We start from the raw sequence: 26,542 nt of genomic DNA, 5'->3' as shown, positions 1-26,542 counted from the left end.
AGGCGATGACGATCTTTACATGGCAGAGGCTGGGTGGGAGCTGCCTATCCGCTCCATAGGCACGACTTGGATAGCGGACAGATCGCATGTTACCTTTGGAAATGCTCGCTGTCGTTCTCATCGCTGCATTGCAGACCTTCGAGGCGCCACCGGAGCCGCTGAAGGGCGAACTCCAATCGGCCATTTGGGTGGATCTGCAGAGGAATGCGATGATCGGTAACGGCGCTCGCCTGGCCTCGCTTTGGTATCAGGCGGGAAGTGATACCGCTCCGAACCTCCACATCCAGGCGCTGGCATGTGCGAAGACACGTTCCGGTCAGCGGTGCTCGTTTGCCCTGTATCGTGACGGTGGTGCGGTCAGGGTAATGGATGAGATGGCTCCGGATACCTTGGCTTGTGTCGCTGACTTTGTTCAAGCGGACGGGGCATGGAGTGTCGTTCACACGCGTCCCCCTCGAAGAGGGGGCCACACCAGGACTTCCGTGCGATGTAAGACCTGAACGTCATAAGCGACTGCTTTGGACCCTGTTCAGCTCCAGCGCGGACGATCGACTTTGGGGCGTGAGCTGCCGTTCGAAGATGTCTCGCACCGACGGCAGCTATGGCGTGGTGGCGTCCAAAAGCGGATTGGCAGCTAACGGTCCACTCCGGGCCTGATCTGCACAATGACGGCAATCTCGCCGCTGGCGCACCGGGTCAGGGCACGAATTCGGGTGCCAGCTTCCCGACGACGCCGTTCTCGTCGCCCTTCTCGCGCCGGGCGCTTGTCGGCGTGCCGCTGCAAAGCGGCAGGAGCGCCGCGTAGACGCTGTTGTCCAGCCCGTATTGCGTGCCGGTATTGCCGTCGAAATTGCTGACCTCTTCGCGGATCAACCGGAGGCCGTCGAGGCGCCCTTGTGCGATCGTCACGTCGTAATAGGCGGTGCGATCGGAATTCATGATGTTCTTGCCGCACCGCATCACGGCAGCGGCCTGCAGCATGTCCGCGCCGGAACCGGTCCGCGGGAAGACGAAAATGCCGACGCGGAGCTCATCGCCGCTGCGTTCCAGCGTGTTGAGGTCGGCAACCACCACCGTGCGATACCCCGGCGAGTTCAGCACCACGAAGTCATCGGCGCGCGCCTGCGACGCAGAAAGCAGGGCCACAAACGATGCCGAGACCGCACTCATCGTCCCCAATTTCATCTTGCCTGCCCCTGGTCCCAAGCCCGTCAATCGATCCTGCCAGCGAACGAAAGGCGTCACAAGCGCTCGATATCCGGGCGTGAGCGACCGGTCCGCTTCTATGGGCCTACGTCGTGGTGGGCAGCAGGGCGCCGCCCGCGCGTCATGGCCAGGCGGAAAACCACCCCCACCACCAGCCAGCCGCCCAGCAGCGCATAGGGTCGCCAGTCCGCTTCGAAGCCGACCAGGATCAGCGCCAGCGCGCAGAGCGTACCGGCATAGGAAACCAGCCGCATCGGGCCCGGGGCCAGCTTGAACGCTGCGGCCGCGTATAGTTCGGGATGGCGCTCGGTCACGCGCGCGGCGGACAGGCAGATGCTCGCATATTTGAGCAGGTTCGGGATGTTCACCGCCAGGAACAGGAAGGTCAGCTCCATCGGCAGGAACAGCCCGACACAGCCGATCGCGAACACGGCGATCAGCGCGACATACGGTGTCTTCCAGCGCGGATGGACCCGGGCAAAGGCGGCGGGCAGCATGCCGGCGGTGCCCATCGCATAGAGGCTGCGGCTGAACATCGCGAACATCGCGTTGAGCGACTTGCCGATCGAAAGCACCGCGGCGAGCACGATCAGCGGCGTCGCCACCGGTCCCATGAACTGTTTGGCGGCGTCGAGGATCGGCGCCTGGCTCGCCCCCAATGCCGGCGCGCCGAGCACGCCCAGCGCGACGAAGCCGACCGCGAGATACAGCAGGGTGGCCGATCCGATCGACAGCGCGATGCCCAGCGGAATGGTCCGCCGGCTGTTGGCGACTTCGGCGCCGGCCTCGGTCGCCGCCTCGATGCCGAAGAACAGGCCCATCAGCAGCGGGGTGGCGGCGATCATGCCCTGCCAGCCCTGCGGGAACATCGGCTCGAAATGGTCGAAATTCACCGCGGTCGCGCCGCCCCAGGCCACGAAGATCGCGAACAGGATCAGCATGCCGGTCAGCAGGATCTTCTGCGCGCGGGTGGCGATATGGACGCCGAACAGGTTGAGCAGCAGCGCCAGCAGCAGCGCCAGGAACATGGTCGGCTTCACCGGCAGCGGCACCAGCATCGAAGCGTAGCGGACGAGCACCAGCGACAGCACCACCATCGCGCCCATGTTCGCGATGATCCGCGCCCAGGCGATGTAGAAGCCCCAGCTCGGGCTCAGGAAGCGCGCCGGCCAGGCGAAGGACGCGCCCGACACCGGCAGCGCCGAGCCGAGAAAGGCGTAGCTCACCGCGATCAGGTACATCGGCAGCGCGGCGATCAATGCCGAGAGCAGCATCGCCGGCCCGGCGATCGCGGCGGCCGGGGCGATCGCCGAGAAGATCGACACGCCCACGGCGGTGCCGAGCCCCATGGCGATCACGCCGCCAAGGTCGATGCCCTTGGCCAGCTTCTCGTCGCCCGCGCCCTCGCTCACTGGGCGGCGCCCGCGATCAGGAAGGCGCGGATATCGGCGACCAGCTTCTGCCAGCTCGCGTCATCCGAATAGGCGACATGGCCGGCGGGATAGCGCGCGTTCCTGTAGCGCTCGGCGGGAAGCGCGGACTGGGCGAACAGATAATCGGCCGCGCCCACGGTGGTGGTCAGGTCGAACAGCCCGGTGCCGACGAACAGGCGCATCTTCGGATTGGCGACCATGTTCTTCTCGAGCTGCGCCATGAACGGCCAGTCGTTGAACGGCGAGTCTCCGGCGCCATAGGCCCAGTCGCCGGGGAAGCGCGCGATCACCTTGTAGACCGATGGGTCGGCGACGCCGATGCGCTTGAGCTCGCCCAGCACCGCCTTGCCGTACAGGTCGGAGACCGCCGAGAAAGCATCGGGGCCGACGATCTCGCCGGCATTGGCGGGGCGCGGCGCGGTGTAGCGCGCGTCGTAGCGGCCGAGCACCTTGCCCTCGGCGCGCAGCAGCTCGGTGCGGAACTGCTCCTTGGAGATGCGCAGGTCGTGCGCCAGATAGTAAGCGCTGGGGATGCCTGTCAGCTCTTCCAGCTTCGCGGCAATCTCGGCGCGGGTGGCGGCGTCGAGCGCCGCGCCGCGGAACAGCGCGTTGAGATAGACAGGTCCGAACGCGGTCGCCTCGGCGGCGCTCTTGGCGGGATCGCACGCGGCGGGGCGCTTGTGGTGGTAACAGGCGATCGCCGCCAGCGTCGGCAGCGAGATCGGATAGGTGATGACGTTATCCGGGCGCTGCGACGTCTCGATCATGTTGAGCGCCTGGCCGAGCAGCAGCACGCCGCGCACCTGCAGGGCGGGGTCGCGCAGGCGTAGCGCCTCGACCATCGCCGCGGCGCGGATCGTGCCATAGCTTTCGCCCAGGATGTAGAGCGGCGCGCCGGTGCGGCCGTGCGCGGCCAGCCAGGCCTGGGCGAGCTGCGCTACGGCGTCGGCATCGCCCTTCACCGACTGGTAGACGCCGCGATCGGCATCCTCGGCGAAGCTCGAGAAGCCGGTGCCCGGCGGATCGAGGAAGACGAGATCGGCAAGGTCGAGCAGCGTCGCCGGATTGGCCGAGACACTGGCTTCGGCGGGCAGCGGCGCGGCAGGGTCCTGCGGTACCTGCGCGCGCATCGGGCCGAGCGCGCCCATGTTGAGATAGGCCGAGGCGGCACCCGGGCCGCCGTTGAAGATGAAGATCACCGGCCGGTCGGCGCGGGCTGGTCCGGTATAGGAGATGTATCCGGCGGTCGCGTCCTGCTTGCCCGGCTTGCTGGCGACGGGCACCAGCCCGACCTCGGCCTCGACCTTCACGGTCTTCCCGGCGACCTTCACCGCCTGCTCGCTGCGGGCCTGCACCTGCGCCAGCGCCGCGTTGCTGCCTAGCAGGGCGGTGGCGGCAAGCGCGGTTCCGGCCAGCAGCCGCCTGATATTCCCCCGCATGCTCATCCTCCCTGTTGTTCCCGGTAGCGGATCAGGCCTTCGGTCAGGGCCTGCAGGCCATAGTCCACTTCCGCGGGCGCGCGGGCGAAGCCGATCCGGATATGCCCCGGCGCGCCGAAATACTCGCCAGGTGCTACGATCACGCCGCAGCGGTCCGCCAGCCATTCGGAAAAGGCGATGCTGTCCTCGATGCCGACCAGCCGGGGGAAGGCGATGCAGCCGAAGTCGGGCAGGGCGCCTTCGAACAGCCCCTCTTCGAGCCAGTGGCGGTGATAGGATTCGATGATCGGCCGCGCGCGCGACATGATCCGGCTGCGATAGCCATCGAACATCTTGGGCTGCTCGAGCACCAGCGCGGCGAAGGCGTGGGCGAGGTTGGAGACGCCGAAGTCGATCTCCTCGGCCAGCGCGCGGATCCGCGCCATCCGGCCGGGCTCGCCGACGATCCAGCCGCAGCGCAAGGTGCTTAGCCCGTGCGACTTGGTGAGGCTGCTCACGCTGATCAGCGCGGGCGACAGGCTGGCGGCGGGCAGCGGGCGCAGCGCCGCGTCGACATAGTCGCCATAGACCTCGTCGACGATCACGCTGATCCCCCGCGCCTCGGCGATATTGCCGATCGCGATGAGGGTCTCGCGGTCCAGCGCCATGCCGGAGGGGTTGTGCAGGTCGGACAGCACGATCAGCCTGGTCCGCGGGCCGATCCGCGCGGCGAGCTCGTCGGGATCGATCGTGAACCGGTCCCCGCGCCGCTCGAAGCGGTCGACGCCGAAGCCGTGGGTCTCGGCGATCTTGTGGAACAGGTCGAAGCCGGGATTCTCCACCAGCACCCGGTCGCCCGGGGCCAGCATCGCGCGGTAGATCAGCGACAGCGCACCGGTCGCCCCCGTGGTACACAGCACCTGCTCCGCCGGCACCTGGTAGCGGTGGGCGAGTTGCTCCACCACATAGGGATTCCCGCTGGCGAAGGCGCTGGTGTAGCGCGAGGTGATCGGTTCCGAGAATCCTTCGAGGATGATCTGGCGCAGCAGGTCGAAGGGTTCCGGCACGGAACTGTCGAACAGGCTCACCAGCAAATTGCGCTCCGAACGGACGGCGCGGATCACCCGGCGCACCCAATGCGAATAGGATTCCCCAACCGGCGCCCCGGCGCCAGGGATATCCGCTTCGCCCAGGGCCGCGGGAGAGAGGTCGGTAAATTCCGGCCGGTTCATGTTCTGGTTCGTTTTCCGTCCGTGCCTGGGGTCAAGCCTGTGGGGTGCCGCCCGGCAAGGTGCCGGGCGGCCGAGGGATCACTTGAGCTTGATGGTAGCGCCGACGAAGAAGCGCCGCCCGAGGATGTCGCCATAGGCGATCTGCGGGTAGGACGGTGCCTTGTCGGTGAAGTTGTCCACGCCGGCGCGCAGCGCGAAATTGCCGAGGTCATACTGGGTCGAGATGCTGTGGACCACATTGGCGCTCAGCATCGGCGTCGGCGTCGTCTCGATCGTCGCGTTCGCCGCCGAGCGGGTGCGCCCGCGATAATCGAGCTGATAGGTCAGCCGGAACGGCCCCTTGTCATAGACCGCGTTGAACTGCCCCACCCATTTCGGGCTGAGATAGGTGTCGTCGGTCCGCGTGAAGGTCGTGCCGGTCACCGACCGCGTCAGCAGCGCATTGTGCGTCGCCACCGCGCGCAGCCCGAGCTTGCCGATATCGCCGCCGCCGAACACATCGGCCAGCGCGAAGCGATAGTCGATCATGTAGCTCTCGCCGCGATACTTGATCACGCCGGCGTTGAAGGTGGTGGTGGTGCCGGTCAGCACCGATCCGCCGATCGCCGTCGCGCTCGGATTGGCGATGCGCGAGAAGGCGCTGCACACCGCCGCGTCCGGAGTCGCCTCGTCATAGCAGGCCGCCATGAAGTCCTCGGTCGTGAAGGGCGACAGGCCGTCCTTCAGGTCGATCTGGACGCGGTCGGCGCTCACCGTCAGCCCGGGCACGAAGCGCGGCTGGAACACGAAGCCATAGGTCAGCGTGTCCGAGATCTCGTTGCGCAGGCCGCGATTGCCGCCGCTGGTGATCGTCGCGATGCTGAAATTCTCGGCCGGGTCCTGGAAGCGGGCAAGCCGCTGGGCGGCGCTCAGCCCCGCGCCGGTGCCGTCGGGATCGACGCCATAGCCGGGGTTGGCCGCGAACAGCGCAAGGCAGTTGGCCCGGCGGTTCGCCGGATTGGGCCCGCTGTTGATCCGGTCGGCATCGCACGGGTCGAAGCCCACCGAGCCGAGCCCGCTCGAGGTCGGCGCGAGCAGCTGGGTCAGCGTCGGCGCGCGGAAGTTGCGGCTGCGCGAGCCGCGCAGGGTCAGCCCGCTGGTCACTTCCCAGCGCAGCCCGACGTCCCACACATTCTCGCTGCCGGCGAGCGAGTTGTCGACATAGCGGAACGCGCCCTTGAGCTCGAGCGCCTTGACCAGCGGCAGGGTGAAGTCCTTGCCGACCAGCGGGATCGAAAGCTCGGCCGAAAGCTCGTCGGTGTTATAGCCGCCGGACTGGGCGATCTGGGTCGAACCGTCGCCGAAGGTCCCCTGCAAATTGGCGGCGAGCGGCGAGAAGCGCGCCTTCTCGTCGCGATGCTCATAGGCGGTGCTGAACGCGACATCGCCCATCGGCAGGCTGAACAGCGAGCCGCCCAGCGTCGCGAGCAGGTCGACCTGCTCGTTGGTCCAGTCCATGCCCGCGCGGGTGCTCACATAGTCGCGCGCCGCCTGGCTGACATTGCCGCGGCCGAACGGATTGATCGGGGCGCAGCTCGCATCGTCGTTGGTGGTGACGGCATCGGCGTTGATCGCGCAGACCACCTTGCCGCCGCTCAGCACCGCGTTGATCGCGTTGTTGTAGCGGCTGTTGATCACTTCCCAGGTGCGCTGCTTGCCCTCGACCCGGCCATAGCTGCCCGAGACCGACCAGTAGAAGTTGCGCGCGCCGATATCGAAGTCGCCGTCGAGCGTGACGAGCGCGCGATAGGTATCGGTGGTGGTGGTGCGGGTGGCGTCCGGCACCAGGTCGTAGAAATATTTCGACAGGTACATCGGCGCGCCGGCGGCGAAGGTCGGCGAGATCGCGCTCAGCGCCGCCTTGGCCTGGGCGGTCAGGAAGCCGTTGTTGATCGTGAAGGCGATCGGCCCGGCATAGGTGCCGGCGTTCAGCGTGGTGCGGCTGTTGCCCTGCGGGATCTCGCTGCCGGTGGTGCGTGCGAACAGCAGCTCGGTCGAGATCTTCATGCGATCGGTCAGGTCGTAATGGCCGATCAGGTTGGCGGTATAGCGCTCCACGCCGGTGCGCAGGCCGGCCAGCTCCTGATAGGCGAAGCCGTCGCCGCCCGAGGCGAAGGGAATGCCCTGGATCGTGCCGGTGTTGTAGGCGACGACATTGCCCGCGGAATCGAACTGCAGCGCGCTGCCGCTGGCGTTGCGCGCCAGGAAGTTGGGCGGCGGCGCCGGGCGGGTGAAGATCACGCCATTGCCGTTGAACGGCCAGAAGGCGGCGTTGAAGATCTCCTTCACCGAAGGGATGCCGTCGCTCGGGCCGGTATCGGCCGAGTTGCTCACGGTCAGGCGGCCGAGATTGGAGAGCGGGCGATCCGAGAAGCGCAGGATCGGCGACTTGGACCAGCCCACATCGATCGCGACATTGCCGCGGCCGCCGGCGAAGTTCGTGCCCGCGGTGCCGCGCAGGCTGTAGGTGGCATAGTCGCCGCGGCCGGAGATGCCGGTCTGCCCGTCGAGCACCAGCCCGGTGAAGTCGCTCTTGAGGATATAGTTGACCACGCCCGCGATCGCGTCCGAGCCGTACACGGCGGCGCCGCCGCCCTGATAGACTTCGACGCGCTCGAGCAGGCCGAGCGGGATGATGTTGGAATCGACCTGCGCGTCGCCCACGCCGCCGGGATCGCCGATGCCCGAGCTGCTGGTGACCATGCGGCGGCCATTGACCAGGGTCAGCGTGCGCCCGGCGCCCAGGCCGAACAGGTTCGGCGCCTGGATGCCCGATCCGCTCGCCTCGCCCGATCCGTCGGCCTGGTTGAGCACCGGAACGTTGGAGGGCAGGTCGTTCAGCGCGTCGGCGGCGCTGGTATAGCCGCGATCGATCACGGCCTGCTGGCCGATCACCGATACCGGCGCGGCGTTATCCGATTCCGGGCGGCGGATGCGCGAGCCGGTGACGATGATCGGCTCGCCGGCCTCGTTCGCGCCGGTGTCCTGCGGCGCGGCCTGCTGTGCCAGTGCCGGCATCGCGGCCATGGCGGTGAACAGCGCCGTCGATGCCATCAGCCGGCGCGCGATGCGGGTATGTGTGTTTGTCATGCTACCCCTTGCTCCCTGAAATGCGTTCCGGTGGCCTGTGCGGCTCTTTCCCGGATCGGCATCAGAATAGGCGGGCGGCGCGGAATTTTTTGCCGAAGCCGCGCCCGGGAGCGAAAAATATGAAACAAATTCGCAATGTCTGGGCCAGCGAGCGCAAGATTTATGCTCAGGGTCGCAGGAAGGCCGCGAGATCCTTGCCGAAACGCAGCGTCTCGCGCGGATCCTCATACATCATGTGCCCGCCGGCATAGCAGCGCAGGGTGAAGCGGGCGGAGACGCTCTTCGGCAGTCCGGCCGCCACCGCTTCGTTGCCGGCACAGCTGTTCAGCGAGTCATACAGGCCGGTCGCCACCCAGGCGCGCAGGCGCGGGGCCTTCTCCATTGCGCGCAGCGTCCAGGGCTGGGAGGGGCTGGGCGGCCCTTCGCCGGCACGGGCGCGGGCGAGCGAGTCCGGGGTGATCGGCGCCTGGTCATATTGCCACTGGCTGCCGGCATCGCTCTCCGGCGCATCGATCCCGGCATAGCTGCCGGCGCGATAGTTCAGCGCGGTGCGATAATAATCGAGCACGGTCCGGCCATCGGCGCTCTCGTCCTCGGGCGCGCCGGTCTTGCGCATGTCGAACAGGCCCAGCGTGTCGCCGGCGATCAGCCCGGTGCGGAAGGCGCGGGGCGACACCCAAAGCGTCTTGGCGTCGATCGTCGCGGGATCGAGCCCCTGGAAGCGGGCGAGGCCGGCGATCACCCTGGCGCGGTCATCGGCGGAAAGCGCATCGGGTGCGGCAAGGGCAGGGGCATAGACCTGCTCGGCCCAGCGCCTCGCCTCGGCCAGTGCGCGCGGCTGGTCGGCCTGCAGCTCGGGCGCAAGCTTGCCCAGCGCATGCGCGGTGGCGGTGCGGTTGACCAGCGACAGCGCGCGCAGCCGGTTGCGGTCGGGCAGGTCGCCCAGCGGGATGCCGCCCGAGATCAGCGCGATGCCGGCCACCGGCACCTTGGCGTCGATCAGCCGCTCGGCCACGCCGGCGGCGCGCCACGTCCCGAAGCTCTCGCCCGCCAGATAGAGCGCCGAGCCGGTGCGGCGATAGGCAGTGCGGAAATCGGTGACGAAGCCGGCGACCGAGGCGATGTCGGCATTGGTGCCGTAGAAGTCGGCCGCATGGGCGGGATCGTCCGCCTTGCTGAACCCGGTGCCGACCGGATCGACAAAGACGAGATCGCTCACGCCGAGCGGGCTCGCTGCATTGTCGACCAGCTTGCCCTGCTCGAGGATGCGCGGGCCGACTGCGTGGAACTGCAGTGTGCGCGAATCCGCGCCGGGGCCGCCATTCCAGACGAAGGTGAGCGGGCGCGCCCTGGCGCCGGGCACCAGATAGGCGGTGTAGAAGATCTTGCCGCGCACCTCGCCGCGCAGGTTGCGCACCGGCAGCGTGCCGGCACAGGCGATGTAGCGCAGCGCCTTGCCGCCGATCCGGGCGCTGTGCTGCGTCTCCACCGCGTCGCCGGTACAGGTTCTGGCGCTCGCCGCGATCGGCAACAGCGATCCACCGGCCAGCAGCATCGCGCAAGTCAGTGCTCGAACCTTCATCGGCTTCACTCCCTTTGCCGAACCCACGACGTGGCGGACACACCTGCCGTCATCGCTCTCTTCTTCCGTCATCCCCGCCCCTCCTCCGTCATCCCCGCGAAGGCGGGGATCCAGGGTCACAAGCCCTGTCGCCCTTGGCTCTGGATCCCCGCCTTCGCGGGGATGACGAAGAGAAGTTCGATCCATCCTATCCGGGCTCGCGGGGAATTTTTATGCGCAAGGGACGGGTGCCTTGGAAAGGCGGTGGCGCCGCTGCAGGGCAATCGCCGACGAAAATCGGCAAAAACTATTCGCGCAACCGGCGCTAAGCTGATCGGCAATTCGGATAAGGGAAGGGCGGGGCATGCGATCGGGCGTCACACGGCGCGAAATCCTGGCAGGGGCGGGCGCCGCGCCGCTGGCGTTGCAGGCCGCCTCCGCCACGGTGGCTTCCGTGCCGCTGCCCGACAAGGCGAGCTTCGCGCCGATGCCCGGGCCCTATCTGGATTCGGGGACGATGCACCCGATCCCGCTCGGCGCCCGCGACGCGGTGCGCGCCTATCTCGATCAGCGCGCCACCACCGATGGCCATTATCCCACCGACGCGGTCGAGACCCGGGTCAAGGCCAGCTTCGCCAAGCTGATCAACGCCGCGCCCGAAGAGATCGCCTTCGTCCAGAGCACCACGGCCGGCGAGCAGCTCGTCATCGATGCGCTCGATTTCCCGCGCGCCGGCGGGCGGATCGTCACCGACACGCTGCACTTCTTCGGCTCCTTCTATCTCTATCAGGAGCTGGCGAAGCAGGGCGTCGACGTCGCCTGGGTGAAGCCCATCGACAATCGCATCTCGGTCGAGGCGATGGAAAAGGCGATTACCCCGGGCACGCGGCTGGTCGCGCTGTCGCTGGTGTCGACGTACAATGGCTTCGAGCACGACTTGAAGCGTGTGTGCGAGATCGCCCATGCCCGCGGCGCGCTGGTCTATGCCGACATCATCCACGCCGCCGGCACGATCCCGATCGACGTGCGCGCCACCAATGTCGATTTCGCGTCCACCGCCAGCTACAAATGGCTGATGGGCGATTTCGGGCTGGGCTTCCTCTATGCCCGCGCCGATCTGCACGACCGGCTCAAGCGCACCCGCTATGGCTATTACCAGCTCGCGAAGTTCGCGCCGCACGTCTATCCCTTCGATCCGCCGGGCGAGACGATCGCCGATGTCGCGCCCCGTCCGGACATGGAGGGGCTGTTCGCCGGCGGCACCCATTCGCACACCGTGGTCGCGCAGCTCGACTGGTCGCTCGACTATATCCTCAAGCTCGGCGTCGATCGCATCGCCGCGCATCGTCAGCCGCTGATGGCGCGGCTGCGCAAGGGGCTGGCCGAGCGCGGCTATACGATCGTCACGCCCGCGGGCAGCCGCACCCCGTTGCTCACCTGCGCGCTGGAGGGTGCCTATGCGAAGCTCTCCGATCCGCTGAAGGCGGCGAAGGTGCAGATTACCTTGTCGCGCAACCGTTTCCGTGTCTGCCCGTCCGTCTTCAACGACCTGGACGATATCGAGCGGCTGCTTGCCGCGCTTCCCCGCATTTCCTGAAAGGCCCCCTGATGCGCCGTGCTTTGTCTGTCGCCCTGCTGCTCGCTGCCGTCAGCCCCGTTGCCGTTCATGCGCAGGACGGCAATGCGCCGATGCCGCCGGCCTTCATGCGGGCGATGGAGCCGATGGTCCCGCGCGATGCCGCCAGCGATCGCGTGGTGACCACCCAGCATGTCGCGATGATCGGCGGCAAGAAGCTCTCCTATCGCGCCGTCGTCACCGAGCTGCCGATGCCGGGGCCGGACGGCGCGCCGGTCGCGGTGGCGGTGAGCTATGGCTATCTCGCCGAGGTGAAGGGCGATGCCACGAAGCGGCCGGTGCTGTTCGTGTTCAACGGCGGCCCGGGCGCCTCGTCCTCGCCGCTCCACATGCAGGCGCTGGGCCCGCGCCGGATCGTCGGCAAGGGCGATGCCGCGCATCTCGAGGACAATCGGTTCAGCCTGCTCGACACCGCCGACCTCGTCTTCATCGATCCGGTGGGCACGGGCGCGAGCATGCCGCTCAAGGACAGGGATGCCTCCAGCTATTGGGGCGTCGGGGGCGATGCGCGCGGGGTGGCGCTGATGATCGAGCGCTGGCTGGCGGCGAACGGCCGCACCGGTTCGCCGGTGGTGCTGGTCGGCGAAAGCTATGGAACTTCGCGGGCGCTTGCGGTGTTGAACGAGACCGGCAAGGCGAAGAAGCCCTTGCCGGACGGCGTGGCGCTGTTGTCGCTGGCGATCGGCGACAGTGACGGTCCGGTGATCTCGGACGTGGTCAAGCTGCCGACCCTGGCTGCGGTGGCCTGGTATCACCAGGCGATCGACCGCGGCGGTCGCAGCGTCGAGCAGTTCTATGCGGAGGCGCTGGCCTTCGCGCAGGGGGATTATGCACTGGCCCTCCTCAAGGGTTCGAATCTCTCCCCTGCGGCGCGCCGGCAGGTTTCCGAGCGAATGGCGGCCCTGACGGGCCTGCCGGTTTCGCTGCTGGAGGAGAAGAACCTGAGGCTCGACAATTACGACTTCATGCTGAATTTGCTGGCGTCAAAGGGCCTCCGCACCGGCCAGCTCGACGGCCGCGCCACAAGGGCGATCGCGGAATCCAAGCTCCGCCCCCCCTTCGACGATCCCTCGATGACGCTCGGCGCCAGTTCGGCGCAGCTGATCGAGACCTATCTCAAGACCGAGCTCGGCTACACGCTGCCCAGCCCCTATCGCAGCCTTAACCTGGGCATCAACTTCAAGTGGAACTGGGACAAGGAATATGGCGGCAGCTACCGCGCCATGTCCTTCGCGCCCTATCTGAAGGCAGCAATGGACGCCAAGCCAAGCCTGCGCGGCTTCACTGGCGGCGGCTATTACGACATCACCACCCCGGTCTATGCCGGGCAGTTCGCGCTGGAGCAGGCGGGTGTGGCGATGGACCGCGTCGCGGCGCATCACTATGCCGCCGGGCATTCGGTGTTCGAGGACGAGGAAGGGCTGGCGGCGCTAAGCGCGGACCTGCACGCCTTTGTCGCGCAGGTCGTTGCCGCCAAGCCGTAGTTACCGGGCGGGGAAGTTCGCCTTCCAGCGTTCGTCCAGCTTCGCCGCCGCGTTCTTGCCCTTCGCGGCGGCGATGAAGGAAATGCCGCGCAGCGTTACCGTGTGACCGCCGAGCAGCTTGCCCGAGATCGTGTAGCCGACATCGTAGAGCGCGCTGTCCGAATGCGGCTCGCCATTGACCAGGAACTGGGTGGTGACCAGCACCGGCAGCCGCTCGTCGCCCCGGCTGTTGTCGGGCAACTTCGCCGCGTTGCGCGCCTTCTTCAACGCCTCGTCGAACCATTTCACATCGATCCGCGGCTCGCCGGTGGTCTCGACCGCGGCGATGCCCAGCGGCGAGGGGAAGGAGATCTTCTGGCTCTGCACGGTCTGGTCGGCCGAAGACGGCTTGAGCGCCAGCACACGCTCCCCGGAATCGGCGGCGACCAGCACGAGCGTACCGGCGCGGGCGGAGGCGCGCTCGGCGCTCGCGCTCTCCGCAGCCTTGCTGTCGCTGCGCTCGCTCCAGTTGTTCCACAGGGTCAACGCGGAGATGATGACGGCAACCACCGCCAGCACTTCGCCCAGGGTGATCCAGCGGCGGCGGATCGCGGCGGCCTCCGCCGCGCGTTCCTCACTCTTCTGGTCCACGGGCGCTTCGGGTTCGGGGGAATCGCTACTCACGCCGGCCGTTCGATCATCCCGCGCGCGGGGCGTCAAGCTGCTCCGGTCAGAACAGGAACTCGTCCGCCACGTCATGCGACGGGCCGCTGCCCGCAGCCTTGGGCGCTGCCGCCTGCCGCACGATCTTCGGCGCCTCCGCGAACGGCTTCACCCCGAAGGCCGGGTAGATCTCCGAGGGGAAATAGATCGTCCCGCCCTTCACCACCATCGCGATGCGGTGCAGCTCGCGCAGGTCCTTCGTCGGATCGCCCGGGAGCAGCAGGAAGTCGGCGCGCTTGCCGCGGGCGATCGAGCCCAGTTCCTGGTCGCGGCCCATATAGACTTCGGGCGTCAGCGTGCCGAGGCGCAGCACCTCGGGGATTGGGATGCCCGCTTCGCCATAGATTTCCAGCTCGCGGTGCACCGAAAGCCCGGTCGCGTCGTCGGTGCCCGGCAGCAGCGTGATGCCGCGATCGTGGAGCAGCTTGAGCAACTGCTTCACCTTGACCATCGCGCCGTCATAGGCGGCGGCATCCTCCGGGCCGGCGATCGGCGCGATCGCCTGGCGCCGGCGACGCTGCAGCCCGATCGGCAGGTGATCGATATAGCTGGCGACCGAGGGGCTGGGCGCGCCGTTGCGACTGAGCATCAGCAGCTCGAGCGTTACCGCCGTCGGATCATGCGCGACATGCCCGGCGACCATGGCGTCCACCGTCTTGCTCACCTTGGCCGAGGCAAGGTCGAGCCCTGCGGTTCGCCGCATCGCGGTCAGGCGCAGCGGAGTGCGGGTATCCTCCTTGGGGTCGAGCACCCAGCCGAGCATCAGCTGGTTGATATGGGTGACTTCGTTATAGCCCGCCGCGATCATCGCATCGGCATTGGTGAAGGCGGGGATGTGCCCGGTCACGCCCATGCCTAGCCGATGCGCTTCCTGCGCGATGGCGGGCACCCAGGCGGGGTTCATGCTGTTGTAGATCTTCACCTGCCAATAGCCGCGTGCGGCATACCAGCGCACCGCGTCGATCGCCGCGTTCTCGCTGTCGGCAACCACGCCCAGCCGCGCCGAATAGGGGCTGCGGCCCTCCAGGAAGCCATTGGGGACGATGCGCGGCCCGGCGACTTCGCCCGCGTCGATCTGGCGGATCAGCTGGGGCAGGAAGACATTGTCATTGCCCATGTCGCGCACCGACGTGACCCCGGCGGCGATATAGAGCATCGCCGATTCCAGCCCGATATGCGCATGCATGTCGTGCAGGCCGGGCAGCAGCGTGCCGCCATTGCCCTCGATCGTCGCTTCGCCGGGCGAGGCGGGGGCATCGAGCGGCTGGATGCCGGTGATCCGCCCCTCGGCGAACAGCACCGAGACCGGATCGCCGAGCTTGCCCGAGGCTGGATCGAAGACGCGGACGTTGCGGATGCGGACCGGCGCGTCGATCTTGTGGGCGAAGCGCTGCTGGAGCGCGGCATAGCGCTTCGCGGTCAGCTCGGTCGCGAGCCTGGCCAGCGCGGGCACTTCCGCCTCATGGCCTTCGCGCACCACCGCGCCGCCGGTATCGAGCACCGCGAACAGCCGCTGCTGGCCGTCGAGCAGGATCATCTCGGGCGACAGGTCGATGCCGCTGATCGCATAGGCCTGATAGGTCGCGGTGCCGATCTTCGCCGGCCCAAGTTTCTCGATGCGCAGCTGCCCGCCGGGCATCGCGGCCAGCGTCCCGTCGGCGCGCTTGAGCAGCGCCCGGGCATAAAGGCCCAGCGCCCAGGGGCTGGCATTCTGCCCGATATAGAGGCCCGCGCCGGAGACCGGGGCGCTGCGCTCGCCCATGGAATCGGTCCAGCGCGCGGTGCCGCCCTCGCGCGTGAAGCTTTCATGGACATCGCCGCCAAAGGTCGACTTGCCGTCGAGTGCCCAGCGCACCGGCAGGCCGTCGGCGCCCAGCGCGATCGTCTCCGCCATGGTTGGGCCGCGGCCATTGTTCTTCACGTCATATTTGATCGTGACGTTGCTGCCCTGCTGGTCCGCATCGACGAAGCCGACCTTCTCGCCATTGGCGATCACGCTCAGCCGCTCATGCTGGGCCAGCGCGGGCATGGCGGTGAACAGGGTGGAAGCGAGCAGAGCGGTACGCAGAAGGACGGGCGACATCAGACGAGCGAGCTCCGGTAGAGATGGGCGGCGACGGCCAGGTCCTGCACGGCATGGCCCAGCGACTTGTAGAGGGTGATCTCGGTGTCGTTTTGGCGACCGGGAATGCGGCCGAGCAGCACTTCGCCGATCTCCGCGACGATATGGTCATTCGTCACCAGGCCGGCCTGCTTCGCCACGAGGAACTCAGCGGCGGCGTCGAGCGCGGAGGCGCGGCTGTCGGCGATGTAGCGGCTCATCGCGACCAGCGCATTGTCGGCCTCGACCGGACCGGGGCCGCTTGAGCCGACCAGATTGACATGCGTGCCCGGGCGCAGCCAGGCGCCGAGGATCACCGGCTCGGCCGAAGTGGTGAGCGTGCAGATCACGTCGGCCCGGCTGGTGGCGGCTTCGAGGTCGGAGACCGCTTCGGCGCCGATCGTGGCGAATTCGGAAGCGAGGCTCTGTGCCTTGTCGAACGAGCGACCCCAGATGTGCACGCGGTCGAAGTCGCGGACCAAGGGCAGCGCGCGCAAATGGGTGCGCGCCTGGCCGCCGGTGCCGATAATCAGCAGCGTGCGGGCATCCTTGCGGGCGAGCGCATCGGTGGCGACCGCGGTGGCCGCCGCGGTGCGGATATGGGTGATCTCCTCGGCATCGGCGATCGCGACCGGCTCGCCCTCGTCGGGCTCGAACAACAGCACGACACCGCGATGCCGGCGGAGGCCCGGCGAGCTGGGATCGGCGAAGACGCTTATCATCTTTGCACCGAACATCTCGCGCTCGCCGAGCGCTCCGGGCATTTGGGCAAAGGTGCGACCCGAGCCCAGGGGGATCATCGTGCGGAGGAGCTGGCGGGTGGTGCCCGCGGACAGCGCCTCCATCGCGTCGCGGACGACGCGGATGCAGTCGGGATAGCTCAGGTGATCGCGAACATACTGGCCGTCGAAGATCGCCAGCTGCTCGCGCTTCATCCCTTGCCTCCCGTTGGAACCGTGCAGGCAGGATAAGTCGGCGGCCCCGCAAACGCTTGCCTGTCATCGCAGTGTAATTTAGCGTTCGCGAAAATATGATCCAATTTTCGCCGGGGAGGCGCATAAATATGGCCGACACTCTCGACCGGATGGACATCAAGATCCTCGAGCGGCTGCAGATCGACGCCTCCGAATCCTCCAGCGAGATCGCCGAGCGGGTGGGCCTGTCCCAATCGCCCTGCTGGCGCCGGATCCAGCGGCTGCGCGAGGAAGGCTATATCAAGGCGCAGGTGGCGATCCTCGACCGCGAGAAGTTCGGCGAGAGCATGTATATCTTCGCCCAGCTCAAGATGGGCCGGCTGAGCGACGAGGGTCGCGAGCGCTTCATGCGCGCGGTCGAGGAAATCCCCGAGATAACCGAGGCGTACACGCTGTTTGGTGAGATGGACGTGATGCTGAAGGTGCTGGCGCCGAGCATGGCCTGGTACCAGAATTTCACCTTCCGCACGCTGCTGCGCCTGCCGGGTGTCGAGGACATCCGATCGGTGGCGACGCTATCCGAGATGAAGTGCAGCCACCGCCTACCGCTGCCGTCGCGCTGACAGGGCGAAGCCGGCGCCGACCAGCGCGAAGCCGGTCAGCTCCACCGCGCCGATGCTCTCGTGGAGGAAAGCGGCGGCGAAGATCGTGCCGAACACCGGCATCAGGTAGAAGAACAGCCCCGCCCGCGCCGATCCGACCAGCGCCACGCCGCGATTGAACAGGAAGAAGGCGAGGATCGAGGGACCGAGCGCGAGGTAGAGCAGCGCGGCGAACCCACCCGCGTCCTCGAGGGGCAGCGGCGTCCCCGTCGCAAGCTGGAAGGGCAGCATCAGCAGCGCGGCGCCCGCAAAGGTCAGGAGCAGGAAGCTCGCCGGATGCACGCGCGGGCGCTTGCGGAGCAGCGTCGCGTAGAGCGACTGGGACAGCATCGCCGCGCAGGCGAGCAGGGTGCCCATGTTGAGGCTGCCCGAGGTGCCGGGCTTACCGAGGATTACGCAGAGCACCCCGGCCAGTGCGAACGCCATCGCGCCGAGCTGGCCTGCCGCGGGACGCTCGCCGAAGAACAGCAAGCCCAGGCCGATGATCGCGATCGGAATCGCCGATTGCACCAGCAGCGCTGGGGTCGCCCCGGTCATCCGCACTGCGTAATAGGCCAGCGTGTTGCTGCCGGCGAGGCCCAGCCCGGCGAGTAGCAGCAGCATCGGCCAGCCCCGCCGGATCAGCGGCCAGTCGCGCGCCAGATAGGGGAAGGCGAAGGGCAGGGTGAAGGGCACCGCCAGCGTCCAGCGCCAGAAGGAGATGCTAACCGGCGCCATGCCGTGCGGGATCGCCCGGCCGAGCACGAAGTTGCTCGCCCAGAGCGATGCCGCCAGCGTGAGCAGCAGATAGGGGCTGTTCCATATCGACCAGCGGGTGCCGGACGATTGCGTGCCGGCGCCCGTGGTCAGGTTCGAACTGGTCATGCCACGCCGGCTCGGTCCAATGCACGCAGCGCGTCGCAGAAGCGGGCGATGGTGGAGAGGGTGAAGCCGGCGATGTTGATCCGGCCGGAGCCCGCCAGATAGATCGCATGCTCGTCGCGCAGCCAGTCGATCTGGGTGCGGCTGAGCGGCAGCGTGGCGAACATGCCCTTGCCGCGGGCGATCTGGGTCAGGTCGACCTTGCCGATCCGCCCCTCGGAGGCCAGCGCCCGCCGCAGTCCGGCCAGCCGCTCGCGCACCATATCCAGCTCCTCGCGCCAGATGCGGGTGAGCTCGGCGTCCTCCAGGATCACGCGGACGACGGCAGCGCCGTGATCGGGCGGCATCGACCAGTTGGCGCGGGCGAGCGAGAGCAGGTTGGAATGAGCGATCGCACCCTGCTCGGCATCCGGCGCGGTAACCCACAGTGCGCCGACGCGCTCGCGGTAGAGGCCGAAATTCTTGTCGCAGGAATAGGCGAGCAGGCCGAATGGCGCCGCAGCCAGCAATATGCGGGTGCCGAGCGAGTCTTCGCAGAAACCTTCGCCCAGGCCCTGATAGGCGAGGTCGACCAGCGGCAACAGGCCGCGGCGCACCACGACTTCGGTGATTGCCTGCCAACCGAGCGGGCCGGGATCGATGCCCATCGGGTTGTGGCAGCAGCCGTGCAACAGCACCGCGTCGCCGGGCGTGGCGCCGTCCAGCGCCTCGAGGAAATGGGCCAGGTCGAGATGCTGTGCGGCGATGTTGAAGCACTCGACGAAGCGCGGCTCGATCCCGGCTGCGAGGAACACCGGGGCGTGGTTCGCCCAGCTCGGCGCGGCGACCCAGATGCGGCGCACCCCGGCCTTGGCGAGCAGTTCGGCGGCAAGGCGCAGCGCGCCCGTGCCCCCCGGCGTCTGCAGCCCGTGTCGGCGCTCGACGGGCACGGCATTGCCCAGCACCTTGTCGGCCAGCCGCTCGACGAAGCCGATATCGCCTTCGGGGCCCAGATAGGACTTGCTCTGCTGCTCGCGCAGCAGCTTCTCCTCGGCCAGCTTCACCGCGCGCATCACCGGCGTGTTGCCGTCCTCGTCGCGGAACACGCCGACGCCCAGATCGATCTTGTCGGTGCGGGTATCGCGGCGGAACGCGCCGATGATCTTGAGCAGCGGATCTGCGGGCTGGAGCGCAAGCGTATCGAACGACATGGTGAGACCCCTTTGTTATTGCACTGCAAAATACCGGGGTGACACGCCAAAGTGCGTGCGAAATGGCCGTTCTTTTGGCTGATATTGCATCATCGATGTATAGATATGGCGGTTCGCGCAAATTTGATGCAGGATCGCCGAATGGCGCGCGAACTCGACAGCTTCGATCTCCGTATCCTCGAGCAATGGCAGGTGCAGGGCGATATCGGCCCGGTTGAGATGAGCGAGCGCGTGCATCTCTCCGCCTCGCAATGTTCGCGCCGGATGCATCAGCTGCGCGAGGCCGGATATCTGGCACGGGTGGCGGGCGTGCTCGACGCCGAGAAGCTGGGGATCGGCGTCAGCGCCTATGTGCTGCTGAGCCTGCGCTCGCACGAGGCCGGATGGCTGGAGACCTTCCACCAGCGCATCATCGCGATGGACGAAGTGCTCGAATGCCAGGCGCTGACCGGCGAGGCGGACATCATCCTCAAGGTGGCGACGCGCGACCTGGCGAGCTTCAACAGTTTCCTCGTCAGCGAGCTGCTGGTCGCCCCCGAAGTGGCGACGGCCCGCTCCAGCATCGTGCTGGAAAACCTAAAGAGCAGCACCGCGCTGCCGGTGCGGTTCGCGCGGCAATCGGTCGGGCAGAGCGCCGACCACGCATAAATCATGTGCAAGACCGGTTCTGCGGCGGGAGATCGCAGAAATTTTCGCGGCTCCAGCCGATAGGATCGGGGCAGCGGAGGAGAATGCATGACCAAGCTTGCCCGAAACACTGTCCTGGCCATGGCCATTGCTCTGGTGCCGGTTTCGGCAAGCAATGGCGGAACCGCCGAGCCGGCACCCGAACTGGCGATCACGATCGCGCCCTCGGCGCCCGATGCCGCACACAACATTCCCTATGTCGATGTGACGGTGGTCACGCAGGGCGTGCATCGCAAGGCCGGGGAAGAGCTGTTCAAGCTCGCTTTGGTCGCCAACACCGTGGTGACCAGCGGCAAGGACCTGCAGGGCCTGGCGATCACCGACGCCAGTGGCACGATCGCGGCCACGGTGAAGGATGTCGAGGAAGACGGCTCCAACCGCACGCGCATCTGGCAGGCGCCGCGCGCGATCGATGGCGCGGTCACGATCCGCTACCGCGTGCCGATCGATGCCGCCGCGCCGCCACTCGCGCTGCCGCAATATGAGATGCGCACCGAGCTGGACGGCTTCTCGGCCGCCGCCAACGCGTTCGTGATCCTCCCCGCCGACGAGACCGCGCGCCGTGCGAAGATCCATTGGGACTTCGCCGCCTATGGCCCGGGCGGGGTCGGCGTCTCCAGCTTCGGCGTGGGCGACATCACCAGCAGCGAACCGCTGCCCGCATCGCGTCTCTCCTCGGTCTACTACATGGCCGGCAAGCCCGGCGTGTTCCAGGCGGGCGGCGACGGCTTCTTCGCCGCCTGGCAGGGCACGCCGCCCTTCGCGATGGACCCGCTGATGCACTGGGCGGGCGATCTTCACCGCTTCTACGGCAAGTTCTTCGGCTATATGCCGCCCAGCTTCGGGGTGTTCGGGCGCACCAATGTCCGCAACCCCGGCAGCGGCATCGGCCTGACCGACAGCTTCGCCTTCACCTTCAACCACATCTCCAAGCCCGACGACCTCAAGTCGCTGCTCGCGCACGAGATGCTGCACAGCTGGGTACGCTCGCTCGATGAATCGATGGACTCAGCGGGCGGGCTCGACCGGTCCTGGTTCGGGGAGGGGCTGGCCGTGCACTACCAGCGCATGCTGCCCTATCGCGCCGGCATGATCACCGCCGACGAGTTCCTGGCGGACCTCAACGAGACCGCCGCGCGCTACTATACCAATATCAAGATCAACGTGCCGAACTCGGAGATCCCGGGCGGCTTCTGGAAGGACACCCGCATCCGCGTGCTGCCCTATGATCGCGGCTCGCTCTATTTCGCCGCGCTCGACGCCGCGGTGCGCAAAGCTTCGGCCGGCAAGCACAGCCTCGACGATATGGTCCGGACGATGCTGGCGGCGCGCCAGGCGGGCAAGCCGATGAACGAGGCGCTGTGGCGTTCGCTGCTCAGCCAGCAGCTCGGCGCCAAGGGTGTCGCCGATCTCGACGCGATGCTCGCCGGCGGCACGGTCACCCCGCCGTCCGACGCGTTCGGCCCCGGCTTCCGCCGCGTCTCGCGCCAGCTGCGCCGGTTCGACCTCGGCTTCGATCCCGCATCGCTGACCGTGCGCCCCAAGCTGGTGAAGGGGCTGATCGCCGGCTCGGAAGCGGAGAAGGCCGGGCTGCGGAACGGCGACGAGATCCTCAACACCTTCTCGCAGGACGGCCTGCAGGGCGACCAGACCCGGATGCTGACGCTCGAAGTGAAGCGCGGCACCGAGACGCTGTCGATCCGCTACCTGCCGCGCGGCGAGACCGTCGCCGCCTGGCAATGGGAGCGCGTCGCCGGCAAGTGAGGCCGGCTATTCCCAGCCTCCGCCGAGGCTGAGGAAGATCGCCAACTGGTCGTCGAGCAATTGCGCCCGCGCCGCCGCGCTGGTCACTTCGGCGCCGGCATAGCTGCGCTGGGCATCGAGCAGCGACAGGAAGTCGCCTCGGCCGAAGCGGAACAGCTTGCCCGCCTGCGCCGCCGATTGCGCCGCGCTGCCGCTTGCCCGGGCAAGGGCATCGGCGCGCTGTGCGTCGCGGCGATAGGTCTCGAGCGCGGTCTCGGTCTGGCGCAGCGCTTCGAGCACGGAGCCGTCGAATCCGGCGAGATCGGCCTGCACCTGCGCGTCGGCCTGGGCGATCCGTGCCTTGACCACCGGCCGGTTGGGGAAGGACCAGCTGAGCAGCGGCCCCAGGCTGAACCCGAAGGACGTGCCGCCGCCAATGTCCTTGAGCGGCCCGGACAGGCCCAGCGACCCGCCGATGCTGATCTGCGGATAGAGCGCAGCGGTGGCGACGCCCAGCCGCGCGGTGTCGCCGGCGATCTTGCGCTCGGCCTGGCGGATATCGGGCCGGCGGCGGATCAGCGCGGCGCCATCGCCGGTCGGCAGCGGGCTGCGCAGGCTCGGCAGCACAGCGCAATCGGCGACTTCGCGCGGATAGTCGGCGGGCGGTTTTCCGAGCAGCGTGGCGAGCAGGTAGAGCGCGGACTGGCGCTGCCCTTCGAAGGCGGGGAGTGCCGCTTCGCTGGTCTCCACCGCGACCTGGGCGCGGCTGACGTCGAACGCGGTGCCGCGCCCGCCGCGGAACAGTCGCCGGGTCGCGGTCAGCGTGTCGCGCTGGAGCGCCACGACCTTGCGGTTGACCCCGAGCAGGTAATTGGCGGCGCAGACCCGGCCATAGGCGCGCGCGGTGGCGGCGGCGACGCTGACGCGGACATAGTCGCGCGCCGCGGTCACCGCCTCGACATCGGCCTGGCTCGCCTCGATCGCGCGGCGCAGCCGGCCGTTGAGGTCGATCGGATAGGAGGCGCTGACCCCGAAATTATAGGCGACGTTGCCCGGCAGGTCGGTGCCGGTGCCCGAGGGGCGGGCGAGCGTGGTGCCGCCGCTGATCCCGGTGGTGACGTCGCGGCCGGCATCGGCCTCGCGCAGCACCGCCTCGGCGCGCACCAGATTGGCCTGGGCGACGCGCAGGTCGGTATTGGCGGACAGCGCCTGCTCGATCAGCCCGTCGAGCTGCGGGTCCTGGTAGAGCCGCCACCAGTGATCGGGCAGCGGAGCGCTGCCATCGATCCCCGGGCCGGTGGCCGAGAGGAACGGACCCGTGGCGCCGGGCGCGGTGGCGGCCGAGGTCTCGGGCGGATGATAGTCCGGCCCGGCGGTAGCGCAGCCGGTCAGCGCCAGCGCGATCAGCGATGCGGTGAGCGGCTTACGCATGGTGGCAGGCCACCGGCTGCTTGGCATTGGGGTCGGCGGGCTGGACGGTAACGGTGGCGGTGCGCCCGGCGATCAGCCGCATGTCCGCCGGCACCTTGTCGAGCCGCACCCGCACCGGGATGCGCTGGGCGAGGCGGACCCAGGAGAAGGTCGGCTGGACGGTGGGCAGCAGGTTGCCGCTGTCGCTGCGGGTGGAATCGTTGATGCCATAGGCGATGCTGTCGACATGGCCGGTCAGGTCGGCGCTCTCGCCCATCAGCCGGACATGGACAGGCGCGCCGATGCAGACGAGCGGCAGCTTGGTCTCCTCGAAATAGCCTTCGATCCGCAGGCTGTCGCGGTCGATCAGGGCCATCGCCTGCTTGCCCGCGCCCAGATAGTCGCCCGGGTGGAGGTCGAGATTGGTGACGACGCCGTTGACCGAGGCGTGGACGCGGGTGCGCTTCAGGTCGAGCGCGGCGGCATCGCGGGCACCGATCGCCTGGGCCAGCGCGGCCTCGGCGGTGGCGACGGCGGCGAGGTTCTGCTCATGCGCTTCGGCGGCGACGAGGTCGCCCAGCGCCAGGTCGCGCCGTGCGGTGCGGCGGGCCTGGCCGAGCGTGGCCTGCGCGCTCGCCACCCGGGCATTGGCCTGTTGCAGCGCCAGGGCGTAGCGGGGCGTGTCGATCACGAAGAGCAGGTCGCCGGCCTTTACCGGCTGGTTGTCGTGCACCGCCACCGAGGTGACGAGGCCACCGATATCGGGCGTCACGCGCACGACATCGGCGCGCACCCGCCCGTCGCGCGTCCAGGGGCTGCGCTCATAATGGTTCCACATCCACACCGCCACGGCGATCGCGGCGAGGACGATGACGAGGGTGGCGGCGCTGCGCGCCAGCGGGAGGGCGAGACGTTTCATAGACGCAATCCAAAGAACGGGACGAGGAAGGCGAGCAGGCCGAGGCTCAGCACGAACAGGCTGAGGTCGACCGCCGCGCGATAGGCGACGAAGCGATAGAGGCCGAAGGCACCGATCAGCCGGGTGAGCACGAAGCTCAGCGCCAGTGCGCCGAGCGCGAGGACGAACAGCGTCGGCAGGTAGACGCCGTCCAGCGAGACTTCGCCGATCATGCGGCCCTCCGGTAACTGGCTGCTTCAGGGAAAAGGTTGCGGCGCAGGCTGACCAGACCGAGCGTGCCTTCGCGGCGGAAGGCGGGCTGGGGATAGTCGGCGGTCGCGGCGATGGCGCCGTCGATTCGGTCGAGCAGCGTAGGATCGGAGGGGGGCGGCAGGTCGGGATCGAGGCCGCGATAATAGTCGGCCACGCCCGAGAGCACCTCGGTCAGCGCGTCGCCTTGCCCGGGCGGCAGATCCAGCCGCAGCTGGCGCAGCTCGCCGATCGCCACGCCGGTGCGCAGGTCGCGCAGCGCGTCGTAGAGCGGGCGGCCGCTGTCCTCGCCGATCGCGGCAAGCCGGGGCGCGAGCAGTCCGATCCGGTCGAGCATCCGGTTGATCCAGCCGCGCACGTCCGGCGCGCGCATCAAATTGGCGCGCTGGGCGATATCGGCCCAGCCGGCGCGGATCGTCCGCCGGATCGCATGGTGTGCGCCGGCTGCCTGCATCAGCGCGGTCATCACGATCGCGAACCAGGTGCCGACCAGCTGGGCGATCGAGCCATTGGCATAACTGGCGAAGTCGCTGCTGTAGGTCGCGGCGAGCAGCGCCGGGCTGCCCATGCCCATCATCGCTGGCAGCGCGATGCCGCCATAGCGCGGGGATGACATCAGCGCGCCGCCGACCAGCAGCACCGGGGCGAGCGCCAGCGCGAGCATCCAGAAGCCATCGAGCATGGGGAGGATGGCGAAGCCGTAGATCGCGCCGAGCACGGTTGCGATCAGCGTGCCGATCATGAAGCCCTTGAGCGGTGCCAGTGCGTTGTCGAAGGCGGAGAACAGCGCGAGGAACACGCCGGCGAGCATCACCGCGGTCGATCCGTCCGCCCAGCCGCTGCCGATCCACAGCGCGCAGCCGAGCAGGATGGTGACGAAGGCGCCGAACGCGCCGCGCGCCGCGCCGGCATAGTCGCGGTGCAGCTCGCGGTTGCGACGCCCGCCGAGCAGCTCGGCGACGCGCGGGGTAACGGGCTGGCGGCGATGGGTGATGAGCTGGTCGCGCAGGTCGCGGCAGTCGCGGTGCACCGCGATCAGCGCGCCGAGCCGGGCGAGCAGGCTCAGGCGGAGCATCTCGGTCCAGCTGGTCTCGGGGCCGGCCTCGGGCTCCAGCGCCGTGCAACGTGCGATCAGGGCTTCGGCGCTTGTATGGCGCTCGGCGGGGTCGGCCTCGGGCGCTGCGAGCCAGGCGCGGCAATCGTCGATCAGCGCGGTGACTTCCGGCGAGACGGTGCCGCCTGCGCTCTGGAAGTTCTCGAGCCGGTCCTGCACGGCGGCGCCGAGTGGGAGGAGCATCGAGAGCTGGTCCTGCAGCGCGCGCACGGTACGCACGCGTGGGGCGAGGCGCGAGGGGTCGAAGGGGAGGTGGATCGAGAGCTGGTGGAGCTCGGTCACGTCGAGCGCAAGGCGGCGGCGCTCGGCCTCGAGCTCGGGCACCGGCGTGGTGGCGATCGCGTCGCGCGACCAGCGCTCGGCATCGCCCAGCATCGCATCGACGCGCGACAGCAGCAGCCGGGTGATCGATCCGGGCATCACCACGCCATGCACCAGGCTGCTGCACAATATGCCGATGCCGATCTCCTGCACGCGCAGGATCGCGACGGTGAAGATCTCGCCGGGCGCATCGACGCTCGGCAGCGCGATGATGCAGGCGCTGTAGCCGGCCAGCACGAACATGTATGCGCGCGGCGTGCGGTCGAGCAGCGAGACGAACACGCAGATCGCCAGCCAGCTCGCGATCGCCAGCGTGAGCAGTTCCGGCGCATTGACCAAGGGCGGCACCATCGCGACGGCGGCGACCCCGCCGACAAAGGTGCCGATCAGCCGGAACAGCGCCTTGGAGATCACCGCGCCGGCGAGCGGCTGGGCAACGATGAACGAGGTCAGGAAGGCCCAATAGGGCCGCTCAAGCCCGATGCTCAGCGAAATATACAGCGCGAGCATCGCCGCGACATAGCATTTGACCGCGAACAGCGCGGTGGGAAGCCCGAATCCCTGCCCCAT

At 68.2% G+C, this 26,542-nt stretch carries 20 protein-coding genes; 5 read left to right on the top strand and 15 right to left on the bottom strand.

Going from position 1 to position 26,542, the window contains the following annotated elements; genetic code table 11:
• Positions 1 to 696 precede the first annotated feature (696 nt).
• From HNP52_RS16990 to HNP52_RS16965, 6 genes are all read right to left on the bottom strand, one after another.
• Complete coding sequence (locus HNP52_RS16990) at positions 697 to 1,170, bottom strand: hypothetical protein (protein ID WP_184168801.1); 474 nt, start codon at positions 1,168 to 1,170, stop codon at positions 697 to 699.
• Between the two features lie 113 nt (positions 1,171 to 1,283).
• A complete protein-coding gene (locus tag HNP52_RS16985) occupies positions 1,284 to 2,618 on the bottom strand; it encodes an APC family permease (protein WP_311768506.1) in 1,335 nt (444 codons plus the stop codon).
• Complete coding sequence (locus HNP52_RS16980) at positions 2,615 to 4,078, bottom strand: S10 family serine carboxypeptidase-like protein (RefSeq protein WP_184168800.1); 1,464 nt, start codon at positions 4,076 to 4,078, stop codon at positions 2,615 to 2,617. The genes HNP52_RS16985 and HNP52_RS16980 overlap by 4 nt, the downstream gene beginning before the upstream one ends.
• A gap of 2 nt (positions 4,079 to 4,080) precedes the next feature.
• Positions 4,081 to 5,289, bottom strand: coding sequence for a pyridoxal phosphate-dependent aminotransferase (locus tag HNP52_RS16975; RefSeq protein WP_184168799.1), 1,209 nt, complete (start codon positions 5,287 to 5,289; stop codon positions 4,081 to 4,083).
• Positions 5,290 to 5,367: 78 nt separating this feature from the next.
• Positions 5,368 to 8,418, bottom strand: coding sequence for a TonB-dependent receptor (locus HNP52_RS16970; RefSeq protein ID WP_184168798.1), 3,051 nt, complete (start codon positions 8,416 to 8,418; stop codon positions 5,368 to 5,370).
• 166 nt (positions 8,419 to 8,584) lie between these two features.
• A complete protein-coding gene (locus HNP52_RS16965; RefSeq protein WP_184168797.1) occupies positions 8,585 to 10,072 on the bottom strand; it encodes a S10 family serine carboxypeptidase-like protein in 1,488 nt (495 codons plus the stop codon).
• Between the two features lie 271 nt (positions 10,073 to 10,343).
• Between HNP52_RS16965 and HNP52_RS16960 the strand changes: the two genes are divergently transcribed.
• Together HNP52_RS16960 and HNP52_RS16955 are read left to right on the top strand one after the other, a co-directional pair.
• Positions 10,344 to 11,576, top strand: coding sequence for an aminotransferase class V-fold PLP-dependent enzyme (locus HNP52_RS16960; protein WP_184168796.1), 1,233 nt, complete (start codon positions 10,344 to 10,346; stop codon positions 11,574 to 11,576).
• An 11-nt stretch (positions 11,577 to 11,587) separates the two neighbouring features.
• Positions 11,588 to 13,099, top strand: coding sequence for a S10 family serine carboxypeptidase-like protein (locus tag HNP52_RS16955; protein ID WP_260396196.1), 1,512 nt, complete (start codon positions 11,588 to 11,590; stop codon positions 13,097 to 13,099).
• Here HNP52_RS16955 and HNP52_RS16950 read toward each other — a convergent pair whose 3' ends face one another.
• From HNP52_RS16950 to HNP52_RS16940, 3 genes are read right to left on the bottom strand one after another with little or no spacing between them, the layout of a single operon-like run.
• Positions 13,100 to 13,762, bottom strand: coding sequence for a hypothetical protein (locus tag HNP52_RS16950; protein WP_311768505.1), 663 nt, complete (start codon positions 13,760 to 13,762; stop codon positions 13,100 to 13,102).
• Positions 13,763 to 13,808: 46 nt separating this feature from the next.
• Positions 13,809 to 15,884 (bottom strand): amidohydrolase family protein, encoded by a 2,076-nt coding sequence (locus HNP52_RS16945; RefSeq protein WP_184168795.1) that lies wholly within the window; start codon positions 15,882 to 15,884, stop codon positions 13,809 to 13,811.
• Complete coding sequence (locus HNP52_RS16940; RefSeq protein WP_184168794.1) at positions 15,884 to 16,837, bottom strand: ornithine cyclodeaminase family protein; 954 nt, start codon at positions 16,835 to 16,837, stop codon at positions 15,884 to 15,886. Before HNP52_RS16940 ends, HNP52_RS16945 begins: the two co-directional genes overlap by 1 nt.
• A gap of 128 nt (positions 16,838 to 16,965) precedes the next feature.
• Here HNP52_RS16940 and HNP52_RS16935 point away from each other — a divergent pair, with 128 nt between their 5' ends.
• Positions 16,966 to 17,439 (top strand): Lrp/AsnC family transcriptional regulator, encoded by a 474-nt coding sequence (locus HNP52_RS16935; protein ID WP_184168793.1) that lies wholly within the window; start codon positions 16,966 to 16,968, stop codon positions 17,437 to 17,439.
• Here the strand turns inward: HNP52_RS16935 and HNP52_RS16930 are convergent.
• A complete protein-coding gene (locus HNP52_RS16930; protein WP_184168792.1) occupies positions 17,419 to 18,342 on the bottom strand; it encodes a DMT family transporter in 924 nt (307 codons plus the stop codon). The two genes, HNP52_RS16935 and HNP52_RS16930, sit on opposite strands and share 21 nt — an antisense overlap.
• Complete coding sequence (locus HNP52_RS16925) at positions 18,339 to 19,529, bottom strand: aromatic amino acid transaminase (RefSeq protein WP_184168791.1); 1,191 nt, start codon at positions 19,527 to 19,529, stop codon at positions 18,339 to 18,341. The genes HNP52_RS16930 and HNP52_RS16925 overlap by 4 nt, the downstream gene beginning before the upstream one ends.
• A 141-nt stretch (positions 19,530 to 19,670) precedes the next feature.
• Here HNP52_RS16925 and HNP52_RS16920 point away from each other — a divergent pair, with 141 nt between their 5' ends.
• Together HNP52_RS16920 and HNP52_RS16915 are read left to right on the top strand one after the other, a co-directional pair.
• Positions 19,671 to 20,177, top strand: coding sequence for an Lrp/AsnC family transcriptional regulator (locus HNP52_RS16920; protein WP_184168790.1), 507 nt, complete (start codon positions 19,671 to 19,673; stop codon positions 20,175 to 20,177).
• A gap of 87 nt (positions 20,178 to 20,264) precedes the next feature.
• Positions 20,265 to 21,980, top strand: coding sequence for a peptidase M61 (locus HNP52_RS16915; RefSeq protein WP_184168789.1), 1,716 nt, complete (start codon positions 20,265 to 20,267; stop codon positions 21,978 to 21,980).
• Between the two features lie 6 nt (positions 21,981 to 21,986).
• Here the strand turns inward: HNP52_RS16915 and HNP52_RS16910 are convergent, their stop codons facing one another.
• From HNP52_RS16910 to HNP52_RS16895, 4 genes are read right to left on the bottom strand one after another with little or no spacing between them, the layout of a single operon-like run.
• A complete protein-coding gene (locus HNP52_RS16910) occupies positions 21,987 to 23,390 on the bottom strand; it encodes an efflux transporter outer membrane subunit (RefSeq protein WP_184168788.1) in 1,404 nt (467 codons plus the stop codon).
• Entirely contained in the window at positions 23,383 to 24,288 is a 906-nt protein-coding gene (locus tag HNP52_RS16905; protein WP_184168787.1) for an efflux RND transporter periplasmic adaptor subunit, read from the bottom strand. Before HNP52_RS16905 ends, HNP52_RS16910 begins: the two co-directional genes overlap by 8 nt.
• Positions 24,285 to 24,500, bottom strand: a complete 216-nt coding sequence (locus tag HNP52_RS16900) for a DUF1656 domain-containing protein (protein WP_184168786.1) — start codon at positions 24,498 to 24,500, stop codon at positions 24,285 to 24,287. The genes HNP52_RS16905 and HNP52_RS16900 overlap by 4 nt, the downstream gene beginning before the upstream one ends.
• Positions 24,497 to 26,542, bottom strand: a complete 2,046-nt coding sequence (locus tag HNP52_RS16895; RefSeq protein ID WP_184168785.1) for an FUSC family protein — start codon at positions 26,540 to 26,542, stop codon at positions 24,497 to 24,499. The genes HNP52_RS16900 and HNP52_RS16895 overlap by 4 nt, the downstream gene beginning before the upstream one ends.

Origin of the sequence: Sphingomonas kyeonggiensis, from assembly GCF_014204495.1 — a bacterium.
GTDB lineage: Bacteria > Pseudomonadota > Alphaproteobacteria > Sphingomonadales > Sphingomonadaceae > Sphingomonas > Sphingomonas kyeonggiensis_A.
This window is presented reverse-complemented; position numbering and strand designations above follow the sequence as displayed.